This window comes from Rhizobium gallicum bv. gallicum R602sp (genome assembly GCF_000816845.1).
GTDB classification, from domain to species: Bacteria; Pseudomonadota; Alphaproteobacteria; order Rhizobiales; family Rhizobiaceae; genus Rhizobium; species Rhizobium gallicum.
Map to the genome: position 1 here is coordinate 2430442 of NZ_CP006880.1, position 14319 is coordinate 2444760.

Sequence of the window (14319 nt, forward strand, 5' to 3'; positions counted from 1 at the left end):
CGACTGAACGCTCAATGTCCGTCCGGTGGAACGGCATCCGGCGTGATCGTGTCCCTGAGGTTTTTCCGGTGGAAGATGAAAAGCCCTGCAACGACGATGATCGCGGCGCCGATGAGGATCTGCATGTCGGGTACGTCATCGAAAAAGATCATGCCAAGCACGATCGCCCATATGAGCAGCGTGTATTGCAGCGGCGCCAGCAGCGATGCGGGCGCAAGCTTCAGCGATCGGGTAATCAGCAGGTGGGCGCAGGAGGCGACGACGCCCAGAAGCAGCATGCCTGAGTAGTCGAGAAGTGTCGCCTGACGCCAATGGCCGATACTGAGAATGATTCCGGCAATGAGAGCTGCGATCGTCTGCCAGGTGACGAGCGTGGTGTCGCTTGTCGCGCGCAAGGAGCGGCTCATCACCAGCGTCACCGCGAAGGCGAGACTGCCCGTCAGACCGAAAAGAGATGGCAGGGACAACATCGCAGATGATGGACGCAGCGCTACGACGACACCGGCAAAGCCGATGAAAACCGCAAGCCAGCGGCGCCAACCGATCTTCTCGCCGAGGAAAAAGTGCGAAAGCGCGGCGACATAGATCGGCCCCGCCATATAAAAGGTCATGACATCGGCAAGCGGCAGGTAGGCGACGGCCGCATAAAACAGGCTGACATCGCAGGTCGTCATGATGACGCGCATCACCTGCTGCCCCTTATGCTCGACATTGAAGAGCTGCCGCGTCCCTTGCCGGATGATCATCGGACCGAGCACGATGAAGGCGCCGACCGAGCGGATCACCAGCACCTGGCCGACGGCGAAACTCGCAACCAGCCATTTGCCCATCGCATCGTTGAGCGCAAAGAGAAAATCGCCGAGCAGCATCAACAAGACGCCCGTCAGGATCACGTTCGAACTGACGGCGACGGCACTGCGTTTCATGCTGAGATTCCTTGATACGACACCGCGAGGCAGCCAGGCGCGGCTTCCGCTTTAACGGCGCCGATGTCAAGGTCAGGGTGAAGCTTAAAGCGTATCAGCGGCGCGATTCAAGCGCCATGCGAACGGCAAGTCCTCCAAGGACGGTTGCCATCAGCATGCGCTGCGCCCGCATAAAGACCGGCCGTTCGCCGAGAAAAAGCGCGATGGACCCCGCAAAGAGGGCAATGAGTGCGTTGACGCTGACGCTGATCGCGATCTGCGTAAAGCCGAACGCGATCGATTGCACAAAGACGCTGCCGACCTGCGGGTTCACGAATTGCGGCAGCAGTGAGAGATAAAGCATGGCGATCTTCGGGTTGAGCAAGCTGGTGACGAAGCCCATGGCGAAGAGCTTGCGATTGGTATCGCGCGGAAGGTCGCGAACGTGAAAGGCCGAGCGGCCGCCGGGCTTTAATGCATTCCAGGCAAGCCAGGCAAGATAGGCGGCGCCTGCCAACCGAAGCGCATCATAAGCGAGTGGCACGGCGAAGACCAATGCGGTAATCCCGAGCGCTGCCGACAGCATGTAGACGACGAAACCGAGTGCCACACCGCCAAGCGAGATCAATCCGGCCGCCTGTCCCTGGCATATCGAGCGCGATACGAGATAGATCATGTTCGGCCCGGGCGTCAGCACCATGCCGAGAGCGATAAGGGCAAAGGCAAGCAGACTTGCAAGTTCGGGCATGACGGATCTCCGGCTCGATCGCCTAGTGATGAAGGAGCCCCTGGCACGCCGCAAGAGTGGAATTGTACGGATGACAATTTTGAAGCCGCGGCAACTGCCGCCCACGGCGCAGCCCTTGTCAGAGCGGAGTTTTCATCGACCGGATCAAGCGCAAGCTGCGTCGGACTGCAGTTGCGGCGGCACCGAGAAGCACGATCCAAAGCCCGAGCCAAAGGACATGGTTATGCAGATCCCAGTAAGGTTCGCCGATCGAAACGACAGCAGCCACGGTGACGACCGCCATGCGGTGCTGCTTGGCCATCGGGCCTGAAAAATCACTGCCGTGGCCCGTGGCCCGGCCAAGCTCGCGCACATAGGCGGTCAGAACTGCGAATGCTGCAGCCGCCCAGCCAAGGCCGGGATGGCCGATGCCAAGACCGATGCCGGCAAAAATCAGCATGTCGGCGGCGCGATCTGGAAATTCGTTCCAGAACGGCCCGTCGGCTTCTGCCTTGCCCCCTTCGACTGCCACCATGCCGTCAAAGAGATTGCACAGAAGCCTCACCTGGCAAAAAAACGCCGCAAGAGCGAGAAGGACCATGCGCGAATAGCTAGCGTCGCGTCCGGCGACGAAGAACAGGAGACCGGCGATGAAGGCGGCGGCGATGCTTGCCTGCGATATCTGGTTCGGCGTGACGGATCTCGCCGCGATCTTCTGCGCGATCGCCTTTGCCCACCAGCTGTTCCGGCTGTTCAACGGCCGGCGATCTTCAGTGTCCGTCATCACTTACCTTTTCCGGTCAAAAGAGAATAGTTGTAAATCGCCGCATAGCTTGTGGAGACGGCAAGCGGCACCGCAACGGTCCTAAATATTTCGGGTGTTGCGGCGAGTGCGTGGATGGCGATGAGAATGCTTGCAGAACCGAGGCAGGCGATGAGAGGCGGCGCAACGAATGCGGCAGAGCCTTTGAAGCGCTTCGAAAATCGTTCGACCGCCGATTTCAAGTACAAAGTGAGGCAGGCAGACAGCGCGCCCTGAACGACGCCGGCAAGCAGCATGCGCGGCAGCGGATGGACGCGATTGGCAAACAGCGCCCAGCCTCCCATGGCGAGAAAGGCGAAGGTCACATGAACGGTGCTGCTGCGTCCAAGCCGTGCGACCCAACCACTCATGTCAGCGACCACCAGTAGCGGACAAGATGAAAGAAGATCGGCGCCGAAAACACCACGGAATCGAGCCGGTCGATCAATCCGCCGTGACCCTCGATGAGATTGCCCCAATCCTTCACGCCTCGGTCGCGCTTGATAGCCGACATCACCAGACCGCCGAAGAAACCCATTAGCGTGATGACCAGAGAAAGCAGGCCCGCCTGCAAGGGCGTAAACGGTGTGATCCACCAGAGCGACGCCCCGATCAAAGTCGCACTGGCGACACCGCCCGCAAAGCCCTCAACGGTTTTCGACGGCGAGAGTTTCGGGGCAATCTTCGTTCGCCCGAAAAGCTTGCCCCAGACATACTGCAAGACGTCGCTGAGCTGCACGACGATGACCAAAAATGCGATGAGAAGAACGTTGCGCTCCTCATAGCCGGGGATGTTCAAGGTCAGCAGCGCCGGCACGTGCGAAGCGCAGAAGACGCAGATCATCAGGGCCCATTGCACTTCGGCAATGCGGATGAGGAACCGTTCGGTATCGCCCCGTAGCACCGAAATGATCGGCATCAGCAAAAACGCGTAAACCGGTACGAAGATCGAGTAGATCCCGTACTCTTCAGCCCACAGCAAATAATACTGAATGGGGAGCACCACGAAGAAGGCCGAGGCAAGCGCCCAGTGATCGGCCCGCTTCGTGTTTGTCAGCGTGATGAATTCGCGAAGTGCCGCAAAGGAGCAGAAGGCGAAAAGAATGATGACACCGGCGCGACCCGCCAGAAACGCGACGCCGATGAAGATCACCATGATCCACCAGGCCTTGATGCGTGCATTCAGGTTCTCGACGGCGCTATTGGAGCCATCCGGCGAAAGACGCCGATGCAGGACATAGCCAACCAGCGAGGCAAAGATCAGCACGGCGAAAATGCCGAGCACGAGCGTAATAAGATCGGACCGCGCGTCGTTCATTCACTGCCGCCTGAATGTCTTGGAGAAAGGGAAATCAAGGCGGCCCTCGCCCTTGCCAGGAAGCCGTCCTTGGTCTCGCCGGGTTCAAGCCGTATCGGGCTGCCGAAGGTTACCGTGCAGATCAGGGGAATTGGCACGATCTCGCCTTTTGGCATGACGCGATTGAGATTGTTGATCCAGACCGGCACCAGATCGATCCCCGGGCGAGCTGCGGCAAGATGGAAGAGGCCGCTCTTGAAGGGCAAAAGCGGCTCGTCGGTCTGGTTGCGCGTGCCCTCCGGAAACAGGATCAGCGACGAGCCGGCATCGATTGCCGCCGCCATCTGCTCGACCGGATCCTGCGTGCGCCTTTCACGGTCGCGCTCGATCAGCACGGCATTGAACACTTCGCGGCCAATGAACGTGGTAAGCGGCGATCTCAGCCAGTAGTCTGCGCCGGCCACAGGCCTTGCTTGCCCGCGCAGACGCGGCGGCAGGACCGTCCAGATCAGAATGAAATCGCCGTGGCTCGAATGGTTGGCAAAATAGACGCAGCGCCGGGGTGGCAAACCGTCATTCGCCCAGATCGCCCGCACAGCCGTGATCGCGCGGGCAAACAGCACGATAGCGATCGCGACAGGCTTTGCGATCAGGCCTTCCATCTGCTTCATCGAGCTCACTTCCCGCATTCAGGATTGCAGGAACGTAGCTGCGTTTTGGACAAATCGGAAGACGGTTGGAAAGCCGGATAAAGATTTCCACATGCAGCGGGCGGATTACGCCGTCGGCTCTTCACCTTCTACAGGTTCCGGCGAGAGGAGGATCTTGTCGACGCGGCGGCCGTCAAGATCGATGACCTCGAAGCGCCAGCCATCCTTCACGAAGCTTTCGCCGAGATCCGGCAGGTGTTTCAACTCTTCCAGCACAAGGCCGGCGACGGTCTGGAATTCAATGTCATCCGCCAGCTTGAAGTTCATGAATTCGGCGAACTCGTCGATCGGCGTCCAGCCGGAAACAAGATAGGAGCCGTCGCCGCGGCGAACGATTGCCTGCTCGTCAGTAGGTCCCTCCTGCAGTGCGCCCATGATCGCTTCCATGATGTCGCCGGAAGAGACAATGCCCTCGAAGTGGCCATATTCGTCGTAGACGAGCACCATGTGGACCGGTGATTTGCGGATTGCCTGGATGACATGCGTTGCCGTCGAAAGGTCTGAGATCACCGGAACTTCATGGGCAAGCGACTGGATGTCTGCATGGCCATGCGCATCGAGTGCATCGTAAAAGTCCTTCACGAAGAGCACGCCAAGCACCTCGTCAGAACTGTTACGGCGCACAGGCAGGCGCGAGCGGCGGGTTTGGTGCAGCTGCTTGCGAATGTCTTCGATGCTGTCTTCGATGTCTACGACTTCGACGTCGCGGCGAGGAGTCATCAAGGCTCTCGCCGTGCGGTCGGCAAGGCGCATGACGCCGGATATCATCGCCGATTCCTCGCTCTCGATCACGCCGGCACTCTGCGCCTCGGCGAGCACCGTCTTGATCTCTTCGTCGGTGACGCCCTCGCTGCCCTTTCCTGACTGACCAAGAAGCGTAAGCACAAGCTTGCCGGACGCGTCGAGAAGCCAGACGAGCGGCAAGGCAAGCTTGGAAAGCAGGGCCATGGCCGGAGCAACTTTGCTTGCCACCACTTCAGGTTCGCGAAGCGCAATCTGCTTCGGAACCAGTTCGCCGATTATCAGCGAAAGATAGGTAATGGCAACGACCACCGTGCCGACGCCAAGCGCATCGGAGACGGCGGGGGAAGCGCCCTGTGCGCTAAGCCAGGCCGAAAGACGGCCGCCCAGCGTTGCGCCTGAAAAGGCACCCGAGAGAACGCCGACGAGTGTAATCCCAATCTGAACGGTTGAGAGAAAGCGGCCGGGATGTTCGGCAAGTTTGATGGCTTGGGCAGCCCCGCCGCTCCCATGATCGGCCAGGACCCTCAGACGGGCGGGACGTGATGAAACGACGGCAAGTTCGGACATTGCGAGCACACCGTTCAAGATAGTGAGCAGCACAACGATTATGATTTCCAGAAACAAAAGAAGCCTTTGAGATTGACAGCGATGCCTCAAAATAGGGCCAAAGCGCCGACAATGAAAGCAAGGCTTGCATTTGCTTCGGCGATTTTTGCTCGGCGCTTTTGAATGATTGGGCGCTGACGCCCTCACTGTGCCGAAGCCGGTGAGACCCGCCATATCGTGTTGCCGACGTCATCGGCAACAAGCAACGCACCCTTGATGTCGATCGCGACGCCGACAGGTCGGCCGAAGGCCTTGTCGTCCGCCCCGACAAAACCCGTCAGGACATCGCGCGGCGGGCCGGAGGGCTTGCCATCGACGAAAGGCACGAAGATCACCTTGTAGCCGCTGCGCGGCTTGCGGTTCCAGGAGCCGTGCTGGCCGACGAAGGCACCGCCGACATAATCCGGACCAAACAGGTTGCTCGTGTTGAAGGTCAGGCCAAGCGAGGCGGTATGCGGACCAAGGGCATAATCGGGGACGATGGCGCTCGCAACCATTTCAGGGTTTTGCGGCTTTGCCCGGCTATCGATATGCTGGCCGAAATAGCTGTAGGGCCAGCCATAAAAGCCGCCTTCCTTCACCGAGGTCATATAGTCGGGAACGAGATCGCTGCCGAGCTCGTCGCGTTCGTTGACGGCCACCCAAAGTGCGCCCGTCCGCGGCTGCCAGGCAAGACCATTTGGATTGCGCAAGCCGCTTGCGAAGACGCGAACACCCTTTGTGGCAAGATCGATTTCGAGGATCGAGGCACGGTTTTTTTCCGCATCCATCCCGTTTTCCCCGACATTGCTGTTGGAGCCCACGGTGGCATAGAGCTTGGTGCCGTCAGGGCTCGCGATCAGGTCTTTCGTCCAGTGCTGATTGATCGGGCCTGCTGGTAGATCGGCAATTTTTGCGCCCGGCGCGGTGATCACCGTTTCACCTTGCTTATAGGGAAAAGCCATGACCGCATCGGTATTGGCGACGTAGAGCGTATCCTTGGAATATGCCATGCCGAAGGGCGAATTGAGATCCTTCAGGAAGACGGTGCTGGTCTCGGCTGCACCGTCCTTGTCGGCATCGCGCAGCAGGGTGATGCGGTTTGCACTTTTGACCTCGGCGCCGGCCCGCCTCATGAGCACACCTTCGAACCAGCCGCGGATGCTGAACCCGGCGTCTTCACCTTTTGGCGGCTTGTTGCTTTCGGCAACAAGGACATCGCCGTTCGGCAGGACATGGATCCAGCGCGGGTGGTCGAGGCCCCTTGCAAAAGCTTCCACCTTCAACCCCTCTGCGGCTTTTGGTGTGGCTCCTTCTGGCCAGCTGGCCGCTTCCGCGACATTGACTGTCGGGATCAACGTCGGGTTCGGCGCGGGTAGCATCGGTGAGGGACCGTATCCCTGCTCGATCGGGACGGTGGCGGATTCACGCTCAAAGACGAATATCCACCCGCCTGCAACAAGGATGAGAAGAAGGACGACAATGATGATCTTCTTCATGGATGATCTCCCATGCAAGACCGCGCTGGCGTTTTGACCGCTATGGGTTTCAACGCTCCTGATAAATTCGAATGATGGAGCAAGTGCCCCAAGGTTCAAGATTTCAACGGCCGCAGCTGTGCTTCTAAAGACCGCATCTTCCATCATGGCGTGTTGAAGAGGAAAAAGACCATATACGAGCGACTTGAGCGACCACGCAGTATGCTTGAGTCTTGAGGCATGTGCGTAACGAGACTGCCTCAAACTTCAGGCCCAGACGGCCCCATTGTACGATTGCGGACCTATGAAGTTTATCGGGAACCCCACCGAGTGCGAGGGCATTAATTCCTCCGTAGAAGGAGGACGCCATGCCAACAGTCTCCGTTGCACAGCCTTGCAGCGCTCAGGCAGAAATCATCTCGCTTCTTCCAGCTCTCAAAGCCTTTGCGAGGCGTTTCGAGCGTGTTGAAAGCGACGCCGACGATCTCGTTCAAGAGACGGTCTCCAAGGCGCTTTGTCATATCGAGCAGTTCCAGGACGGCACGAGCCTCAAATCCTGGCTCTTCACGATCATGCGCAATACCTATTGCAGCAGCTACAAGCGCCGCAAGCGCGAACCTGTCGGTTGCGTCGGCGACCTGACCGACCATCAGATACCGGTCAAATCGACGCAGGAATGGTCGCTGAGAGCCCGTGACGTTCAGGCAGCGATCGACAAGCTTGGAGCACCGCACCGCCATGCACTGCTGCTCGTGGTGAACGGGACAAGCTACGAAGAAGCGGCTGCGATCTGCGACTGCCAAGTGGGCACCATCAAGAGCCGGGTGAGCCGCGCTCGCAACCATCTTCTGGAAATGCTCGGCGAGACGCAATCGTCCGAAGCAGCCTCGTTACACTAGCAAGGGTGCCCAGCAATGAGCCGCCACGACAGGAACGAATGGATCGCCAAGAGGGCCTATGCACTTTGGGAAGCGTCCGGGCGCCCACATGGCCGCGATGCCGAGCACTGGGCACAGGCAGTGCGAGAGCGCGACGAGCTGGAGCGCACGCAGGCTTCTGTGGACGGGCGCGAGGTGCTGGTCCGGTTCAAACCAAGACCACCGGCCACGTCGCTGAAACCCTCCAGGCGCCAGCCAGCGATCGCCAGCGGCTGAAGGGTATGCAGTCCTGCAGTCCGTACAACCAGAAGCGGCTAAAGCTCTTATCAGCCGAGACGGGTCGCCTCTCTTACCCTGTTGCGCGATAATGGCAGATCGACCAGGCGCTTTCCCGTCGCATTGCGAAGTGCGTTGGCGAGTGCTGCACAGGTCGGTCCCTGCGCCGCCTCGCCTGTGCCGAGGAAGGGCTGGCCGGGCCGATCGAGAATATGCACTTCCACGCTTTGTGGAACGCTCCCGAAGCGCAGTATCGGATAGCTCGACCAATCGGTGCTGGTAATGCGGGTGCGATCGAAGGTGACGGCTTCATAGAGCGTCCAACTGATCGATTGCAGGATACCGCCCTCCGTCTGGTTGCGGATCCCGTCGGGATTGACGGCCTGGCCGGCATCGATGGCGGCAACGGCGCGCAGCACCTGCACGCGCCCGGTTTCGCGCTCGACCTTCGCTTCCAGTGCGACCGCCAGATAGGCGGCACGATTCTTGTACCGCGCAAAAGCAAAGCCGCGACCATGACCGGAAGGCACTTCGCCCCTCCCCCAGCCGAATTTGTCGGCCGCGAGCTTCACGACGTCGCTGGCACGATCATCTTCCAGATGACGCAGGCGGAATTCGACAGGATCGGCTTTGGCGGCAATTGCCAGCTCGTCCATGGTGCTTTCGATCGAGAAGACATTGGCATAAGCACCAAGGCCGCGCAGCGCCGAAACCCGTAGCGGCATGTCGGGCAGGAAATGCCACAGCACCCGGCGGTTCGGGATCGCATAGAGAGGATCGGCATTCCGATCGCCGCTGCCATTGGGACTGATGCTGAGTTTCGACGGTTCTAAGGGCGTCGGCTGTTCCTTGGCGCGGCCGGCAAGCAACGAGCCGGCATTGCCGGGGCGCGTGCTATGGCTATTGCTCCACACATCATAGGTCCAGTTGTCGATCCTGCCGCTTGCATCAAGCGATGCCCGGACCTTGGACACCATGCCAGGCCCGTAAGGTTCCCACATATGCTCCTGTTCGCGCATCCACTGGACACGCACAGGACGGCCGGGAATTTTCATGGCGATGAGTGCTGCGTCGGCAGCTGCGTCGTCAGCACCGTTGTGCCCGTAGCAGCCGGACCCTTCCATGTGGATGACACGCACCTTCTCCTCCGGCATCGCCAGCATCTGGGCAATCGCACTCCGATCGGGGAAAACCCCCTGCGTGTGCGACCAGATATCGAGGCTGCCGTCGGCCTTCAGATGCGCGACCGCACAGGAAGGACCGATCGAACCGTGCATCTGGTAGGGCCGCGTGAAGGTTGCCTCGTAGATCGCGCCGTTCGGGAAGCTCGGATGGCCGGATTCGGCCACTGTGCCGACCTCCCTTTCCAGAGCTGTGAGAGCGCCGGCAAGATCGCTCTGTTCCGGTAGCGTTGCAGGTTCGTCCCACCGCGCCGCTTTTTCGACGGCGCGCATGGCCTTGATCGCCTGCCATTCTTTCTCCGCCACGACGGCAAGGTAGCTGCCGTCGCGGAGGACCGAGATGACGCCAGCCATGGCGGCGGCCGCCGTGGCGTCGATGTCTTTCAATGTTGCACCATAGCTCGGCGGACGGATTACGCGCGCGTGCACCATTCCTTCGAGGCGCAGGTCCTGCACATAGGCTGCAGCACCGGTGACTTTGCCCGGGATGTCGATGCGCTGCACATCACGACCGATGATGCTCAGCGCGTCGGGCTGTTTCAGTTTCGATTGCGGCTGGGCTTCGACGTGCAGGAACTGGCCCGACACCAGCGCGCCATAGGTCGCCGATCTGCCGTCCGGTCCGGAGACGCTTTTCTTTTTCGCCCTGAGCTGGTCCGGGGGCAGGTTAAATCGGCGCGCTGCCTCGGCGATCAGCAGCTCGCGAACCTGCGCGGCTGCATTGCGGATGGCAGTACCGCTGTTCTGCATCGACTGGCTACCTGCCGTGAACCCTTCGTCGGGGGTGCGCCCCGTATCGGCGGTCACGAGCGTGATGTCTGAGGGATCGACTTCCAGTTCCTCTGCGGCGACCTGGATGAGGGCCGTGCCGATCCCCTGTCCAAGCTCCACCTTGCCGGTAAACACGGTGATCTTGCCGTCAGATTCGATCCTTATCCAGCTATCGAGATAGCCGTCGTTATCCAGGCTGCCCGGCAACTTCGGCTTTTCGGGCGCCGCAGTCGGTATTTCTTGGGCCAGCGCACGGATCACGGAAAAGCTGACGATAAGAGCGCCGGTACCGGCAAGCAGGCCGCGCCGGCTCATTTCATGTCTGGTGAGAATATCCATCATCCGGCACTCCTTTTGGCGGCCGGAAGCCCGGCAGCTTCCATCAGTTCACTCGCACGCCTGATGGCCGCAAGGATGCGCATATGTGTGCCGCAGCGACAGAGATTGGTCCGCAACGCCGATCGGATTTCCTCGTCAGTCGGCGTGGCATTCTGCTTCAGAAGCGCTGCTGCGCTCATCATCATGCCGGGAATGCAGTAGCCGCATTGCGCCGCCTGTTTCTCGATGAAAGCCGCCTGCAGCGGTCCGGGCTTTTCAGCTGTTCCAAGCCCTTCCACGGTCACGATTTCCTTGCCTTCGACGACGATGAGCGGCGTCACGCACGAAAGCACCGCCTGGCCGTCGACCATGACGGTGCAGGCGCCGCATTGGCCAAGGCCGCAGCCAAATTTTGCGGCGTTGAGATTAAGCTCGTTGCGGAGCACGTAAAGCAATGGTGTGTCGGGCTCGCTGGCGACCTCGTGAGTGTGTCCGTTGACGTTGAGCGTTGTCATCTCGGCTCCTTCGCGCCGACATTGGACGGCGCTCGTTCAATTCCTTCCGAGGGGCGGACGGCGACAAAATATTCACCGGACCGTGTGCGGTTGACGCGTTGCAGCAAATCGGGCCAAGGATCGCGCGTCGTAAAGCGCCGGCGCATGAAGTCGAGCAGATCGGCGAGCTGCTGGTCATTCAATGCCCCGGCAAAGCCGGGCATCACGGCGCTTGGCTCACCGTCGGCCGGTGGCAGGCCGAAAAGCACGACATTGACAATATTTTGCGGATTGGGCGCGTTGACGGCGGTGCTGAGATTGAAATTCAGTCCTCCAAACGGCGCGGCGCGGCCGGACTCGTGACAGGTCGCACAAGCCGCGCCATAAATGGCTGCACCCGGATGAGACGCAAGTTCGGCCGACGCCTTGGTCTCGTCGATTGCAGCCGTCACCACGCCATCCTGTTCCGGAACGAACTGCTTCTTCAGTTCCTCGCCTCTTTGAACGCGTTCGCCAGACGGTTCGCCCATGATCGAGGCGACATAGGCTGCGATTGCATTGATATCGCTGTCGGAAAGCGCACTGAGATTGCCGGTGACTTCAGCCATCGGACCACGCGAGACGCCGTGGAACGCGTGGTAGCCATGACGCAGATAGAACGCGAGCGAACCCTTGTCCCACGGGATCGGCGAGGGGCTTTGCGCATTAATCGCATAAGCCTGCCAGCCTTCCGCCTCGCCGCCGCCGAAGTGCCTGCCGCGCTCCTCGGCACCAAAGGCGTTGCGAGGGGTGTGGCAAGCGCCGCAGTGGCCGAGGCCTTCGGCAAGATAGGCACCGCGGTTCCATTCCTCGCCTTTCTGCGGATCGGGCGCGAAAGCGCCCTTGTCGAAGAAGACCAGCTTCCAGGCGGCAAGGATCGGGCGGACATGCAGGAGGTACGGTAGCTCGTTTTTTGGTGCCGTCGCCTTGACGGGCGTGCGCGTCATCAAGAAGGCATAGAGTGCCTTGTTGTCCTCGTCGGTGACGCGGGTAAAATGATCATAGGGAAATGCCGGATAAAGATGATCGCCCTTTCGATCCACGCCTTCGCGCATGGCGCGTTGGAAGGCCGCCTCGCTCCAGCGTCCGATACCGGTTTCATCGTCCGGCGTGATGTTCGTCGAATAAATAATCCCGAAAGGCGTCGGCAGTTTAAGCCCCCCGGAAAAAGCTTCCTTTCCCGGGACCGTATGACAGGCGATACAGTTTCCGACCGCCGCGAGGCTGGATCCCCTGGCGATCAGTGCGTTATCGAAGCGCATGGCCTCTGAAGGGTTTTGCGGCTTGATTTCGGGGCGCCAGGCAAGAAAAAAGAATGCGAGACCGAAAACGATGAAGAGGGTAAGGATCGTCGACAGCAGTCTGATGGCTCGCATTGCCGATATGACCCTCCCAGGAGTGCAAACCGAACTGCACAAAACGCAAGGAGCAGGAATTTGTTCCCGAAATAGGTGCTGGTATCGCTAGCGTTTGGCGATGGTGGCGCGCTCTTCAATGATCCGAGCCTGGTGATTGTCGCTGGTGCGCATAAGACGTCCGGTGGCGCGCAGCATCTCGATCAGGTCAGTTCCATCGACGGACGCCTTGGTCATTTGGAGCTGTTCGAACTCGGCCGCCGCCTGCTGCCAGTTCTCGGCCTCGCGCCCGCAGGGGCGTCCTTCCGCCTCCCATATGGCATATGCGCGCTGGCTGATCCAATCTTCCTTGTTGTAAACCATGACACCCAACTAAAATGGAGAAAAATATTCGTCTGGAGGTTGCCAGATTTCGCTTACGGAGTTGTTACTTCGCCTCAGACCGGAAGCGCGGTATCACGCGGGAAACAGCAGCACCGCTCAGATACTGGAGTTGCCGAGCAACTGCCTCAATCGGTCCGCTCGGCGAGCTCGATGAGAATGCCGTCGGGATCGCGCAGAAAAGCGACCTTGTGCAGAATCTCGGAGTTGTAAGCAAGACGCGGGCGCTCCTTCACCTCAACTCCGGCCGCTTCGAGCTTTGCGAAGGTTTCAGCGACGCTGCCGAACAGGAACGTAAGATGGCGCAGACCGGCGGCACCCTCGGGTATGTCGGTTGCCCGCACCGCGCCGCTTGCAGGCGCGAAGACCTCCAGCATGCCACCGCCGGCATCGAGAAAAGCAATGTGCGAGCCATCCGGCATCGTCTTGCGCAGATGCAGCCGAAGGCCGAGGAGACCGCAATAAAAGGCGACGGCACGGTCCATATCGCTGACCGTCATGCCGATATGCTCAAAGGATTTCAGCATTCGAAATTCCTCCCACAGATAATGCTCGAGCTGACTGCGGTCCATCGCCGCCGTCAAGACTAAATCGTGTGATGGCAATCGAAGCGACCTGGCTTGCGGTCGATGAAATCGGGCGCTATCTGGTTGGAAAAGCCACGACGTCACGATCTAACCATCGAAAGCCGGGAGGCAGGGCATGCGCAAAGCGATTATCGTTTGGGGCGGCTGGCAGGGCCACGAACCGGAAGCATGCGCAAGCGTCGTCGGCGAACTTTTGCGGGAAGACGGCTTTTCAGTTGAGATTACCGGCGATCTCGACATCTTCGGCTCGCCGGTGATTGCTAAAGCCGATCTGCTTGTTCCGATCATCACAGGGGAGCAGTTGGAAAAGGCGCACGCAAATGCGCTGGTCATGGCTGTTCGTGACGGCCTTGGCCTCGGCGGTCATCATGGCGCACTCGCGACATCCTTCAAGGAAAGTGCACCGTTCCGCTATGTTTCGGGCGTCACCTGGGTTTCTCATCCGGGCAATATCATCGACTTTCGCGTGAACGTGAGCCGACAAAACGATCCGCTGATGCAGGGCATTGCGGACTTCGACTACCACTCGGAGCAGTATTACCTGCACTACGATCCGTCCGTTGAAATTCTGGCGACCACCACGTTCACCGGCGAATATGACGAGGCGGCCCGCAATGTCGTCATGCCGGTGGTCTTCAAACGCCATTTTGGCGCGGGCCGCGTCTTTTATTCAGCACTTGGCCATGTCGCCGCCGAATTCGACCATCCGTACATGCGTCTCATTCTTCGCCGCGGCCTTGCCTGGGCTGCACGCCGGTAGACCCGTATCGGTCCGGCGCGGGCAGTGGTCA

16 protein-coding genes are annotated in these 14319 nt (G+C 59.9%); 3 read left to right on the forward strand and 13 right to left on the reverse strand.

Going from position 1 to position 14319, the window contains the following annotated elements; genetic code table 11:
- Positions 1 to 11: 11 nt before the first annotated feature.
- The 8 genes from RGR602_RS34615 to RGR602_RS34650 all read right to left on the reverse strand — a co-directional run bounded on the left by RGR602_RS34615 (position 12) and on the right by RGR602_RS34650 (position 7269).
- Positions 12 to 926, reverse strand: a complete 915-nt coding sequence (locus tag RGR602_RS34615; RefSeq protein ID WP_040116374.1) for a DMT family transporter — start codon at positions 924 to 926, stop codon at positions 12 to 14.
- 94 nt (positions 927 to 1020) lie between these two features.
- Positions 1021 to 1653 (reverse strand): LysE family translocator, encoded by a 633-nt coding sequence (locus RGR602_RS34620; protein WP_040116375.1) that lies wholly within the window; start codon positions 1651 to 1653, stop codon positions 1021 to 1023.
- Between the two features lie 118 nt (positions 1654 to 1771).
- Positions 1772 to 2416 carry a CDP-alcohol phosphatidyltransferase family protein gene (locus RGR602_RS34625; protein WP_040116376.1) on the reverse strand — a complete coding sequence of 215 codons (645 nt, stop codon included), beginning with the start codon at positions 2414 to 2416 and terminating at the stop codon, positions 1772 to 1774.
- Positions 2416 to 2805, reverse strand: coding sequence for a hypothetical protein (locus RGR602_RS34630; protein WP_040116752.1), 390 nt, complete (start codon positions 2803 to 2805; stop codon positions 2416 to 2418). The genes RGR602_RS34625 and RGR602_RS34630 overlap by 1 nt, the downstream gene beginning before the upstream one ends.
- Positions 2802 to 3752 (reverse strand): phosphatidate cytidylyltransferase, encoded by a 951-nt coding sequence (locus RGR602_RS34635; protein ID WP_040116377.1) that lies wholly within the window; start codon positions 3750 to 3752, stop codon positions 2802 to 2804. The genes RGR602_RS34630 and RGR602_RS34635 overlap by 4 nt, the downstream gene beginning before the upstream one ends.
- Positions 3749 to 4393, reverse strand: a complete 645-nt coding sequence (locus tag RGR602_RS34640) for a lysophospholipid acyltransferase family protein (protein WP_040116753.1) — start codon at positions 4391 to 4393, stop codon at positions 3749 to 3751. Before RGR602_RS34640 ends, RGR602_RS34635 begins: the two co-directional genes overlap by 4 nt.
- A 114-nt stretch (positions 4394 to 4507) precedes the next feature.
- Positions 4508 to 5809 carry a hemolysin family protein gene (locus tag RGR602_RS34645; RefSeq protein ID WP_040116378.1) on the reverse strand — a complete coding sequence of 434 codons (1302 nt, stop codon included), beginning with the start codon at positions 5807 to 5809 and terminating at the stop codon, positions 4508 to 4510.
- 125 nt (positions 5810 to 5934) lie between these two features.
- Complete coding sequence (locus tag RGR602_RS34650; protein WP_040116379.1) at positions 5935 to 7269, reverse strand: PQQ-dependent sugar dehydrogenase; 1335 nt, start codon at positions 7267 to 7269, stop codon at positions 5935 to 5937.
- A 347-nt stretch (positions 7270 to 7616) separates the two neighbouring features.
- Between RGR602_RS34650 and RGR602_RS34655 the strand changes: the two genes are divergently transcribed.
- Positions 7617 to 8147 (forward strand): sigma-70 family RNA polymerase sigma factor, encoded by a 531-nt coding sequence (locus RGR602_RS34655; RefSeq protein ID WP_052451907.1) that lies wholly within the window; start codon positions 7617 to 7619, stop codon positions 8145 to 8147.
- Positions 8148 to 8162: 15 nt separating this feature from the next.
- Positions 8163 to 8402: a DUF2934 domain-containing protein gene (locus RGR602_RS34660; protein ID WP_040116380.1), complete on the forward strand. Its 240-nt coding sequence runs from the start codon at positions 8163 to 8165 to the stop codon at positions 8400 to 8402.
- A 50-nt stretch (positions 8403 to 8452) separates the two neighbouring features.
- On the opposite strand, the gene RGR602_RS34665 is transcribed toward RGR602_RS34660, so the two are convergent.
- The 5 genes from RGR602_RS34665 to RGR602_RS34685 all read right to left on the reverse strand — a co-directional run bounded on the left by RGR602_RS34665 (position 8453) and on the right by RGR602_RS34685 (position 13468).
- A complete protein-coding gene (locus RGR602_RS34665; protein WP_040116755.1) occupies positions 8453 to 10693 on the reverse strand; it encodes a xanthine dehydrogenase family protein molybdopterin-binding subunit in 2241 nt (746 codons plus the stop codon).
- On the reverse strand, positions 10693 to 11187 hold the full coding sequence (locus RGR602_RS34670) for a (2Fe-2S)-binding protein (RefSeq protein ID WP_040116381.1): 495 nt from the start codon (positions 11185 to 11187) through the stop codon (positions 10693 to 10695). Before RGR602_RS34670 ends, RGR602_RS34665 begins: the two co-directional genes overlap by 1 nt.
- On the reverse strand, positions 11184 to 12581 hold the full coding sequence (locus RGR602_RS34675; RefSeq protein ID WP_170250241.1) for a c-type cytochrome: 1398 nt from the start codon (positions 12579 to 12581) through the stop codon (positions 11184 to 11186). Before RGR602_RS34675 ends, RGR602_RS34670 begins: the two co-directional genes overlap by 4 nt.
- A gap of 87 nt (positions 12582 to 12668) precedes the next feature.
- Positions 12669 to 12923: a DUF2934 domain-containing protein gene (locus RGR602_RS34680; RefSeq protein WP_040116382.1), complete on the reverse strand. Its 255-nt coding sequence runs from the start codon at positions 12921 to 12923 to the stop codon at positions 12669 to 12671.
- 146 nt (positions 12924 to 13069) lie between these two features.
- A complete protein-coding gene (locus RGR602_RS34685; protein ID WP_040116757.1) occupies positions 13070 to 13468 on the reverse strand; it encodes a VOC family protein in 399 nt (132 codons plus the stop codon).
- Between the two features lie 175 nt (positions 13469 to 13643).
- Here RGR602_RS34685 and RGR602_RS34690 point away from each other — a divergent pair, with 175 nt between their 5' ends.
- Entirely contained in the window at positions 13644 to 14288 is a 645-nt protein-coding gene (locus RGR602_RS34690) for a ThuA domain-containing protein (RefSeq protein ID WP_040116383.1), read from the forward strand.
- Positions 14289 to 14319 lie beyond the last annotated feature (31 nt).

Bases quoted from the DNA above. Each gene is read 5' to 3' on its own strand.
- RGR602_RS34650 (WP_040116379.1), bottom strand. From the start codon at position 7,269: ATGAAGAAGATCATCATTGTCGTCCTTCTTCTCATCCTTGTTGCAGGC.
- RGR602_RS34660 (WP_040116380.1), top strand. From the start codon at position 8,163: ATGAGCCGCCACGACAGGAACGAATGGATCGCCAAGAGGGCCTATGCA.
- RGR602_RS34635 (WP_040116377.1), bottom strand. From the start codon at position 3,752: ATGAACGACGCGCGGTCCGATCTTATTACGCTCGTGCTCGGCATTTTC.
- RGR602_RS34630 (WP_040116752.1), bottom strand. From the start codon at position 2,805: ATGAGTGGTTGGGTCGCACGGCTTGGACGCAGCAGCACCGTTCATGTG.
- RGR602_RS34620 (WP_040116375.1), bottom strand. From the start codon at position 1,653: ATGCCCGAACTTGCAAGTCTGCTTGCCTTTGCCCTTATCGCTCTCGGC.
- RGR602_RS34640 (WP_040116753.1), bottom strand. From the start codon at position 4,393: ATGGAAGGCCTGATCGCAAAGCCTGTCGCGATCGCTATCGTGCTGTTT.
- RGR602_RS34615 (WP_040116374.1), bottom strand. From the start codon at position 926: ATGAAACGCAGTGCCGTCGCCGTCAGTTCGAACGTGATCCTGACGGGC.
- RGR602_RS34675 (WP_170250241.1), bottom strand. From the start codon at position 12,581: ATGCGAGCCATCAGACTGCTGTCGACGATCCTTACCCTCTTCATCGTT.
- RGR602_RS34655 (WP_052451907.1), top strand. From the start codon at position 7,617: ATGCCAACAGTCTCCGTTGCACAGCCTTGCAGCGCTCAGGCAGAAATC.
- RGR602_RS34670 (WP_040116381.1), bottom strand. From the start codon at position 11,187: ATGACAACGCTCAACGTCAACGGACACACTCACGAGGTCGCCAGCGAG.
- RGR602_RS34680 (WP_040116382.1), bottom strand. From the start codon at position 12,923: ATGGTTTACAACAAGGAAGATTGGATCAGCCAGCGCGCATATGCCATA.
- RGR602_RS34665 (WP_040116755.1), bottom strand. From the start codon at position 10,693: ATGGATATTCTCACCAGACATGAAATGAGCCGGCGCGGCCTGCTTGCC.
- RGR602_RS34625 (WP_040116376.1), bottom strand. From the start codon at position 2,416: ATGACGGACACTGAAGATCGCCGGCCGTTGAACAGCCGGAACAGCTGG.
- RGR602_RS34685 (WP_040116757.1), bottom strand. From the start codon at position 13,468: ATGCTGAAATCCTTTGAGCATATCGGCATGACGGTCAGCGATATGGAC.
- RGR602_RS34690 (WP_040116383.1), top strand. From the start codon at position 13,644: ATGCGCAAAGCGATTATCGTTTGGGGCGGCTGGCAGGGCCACGAACCG.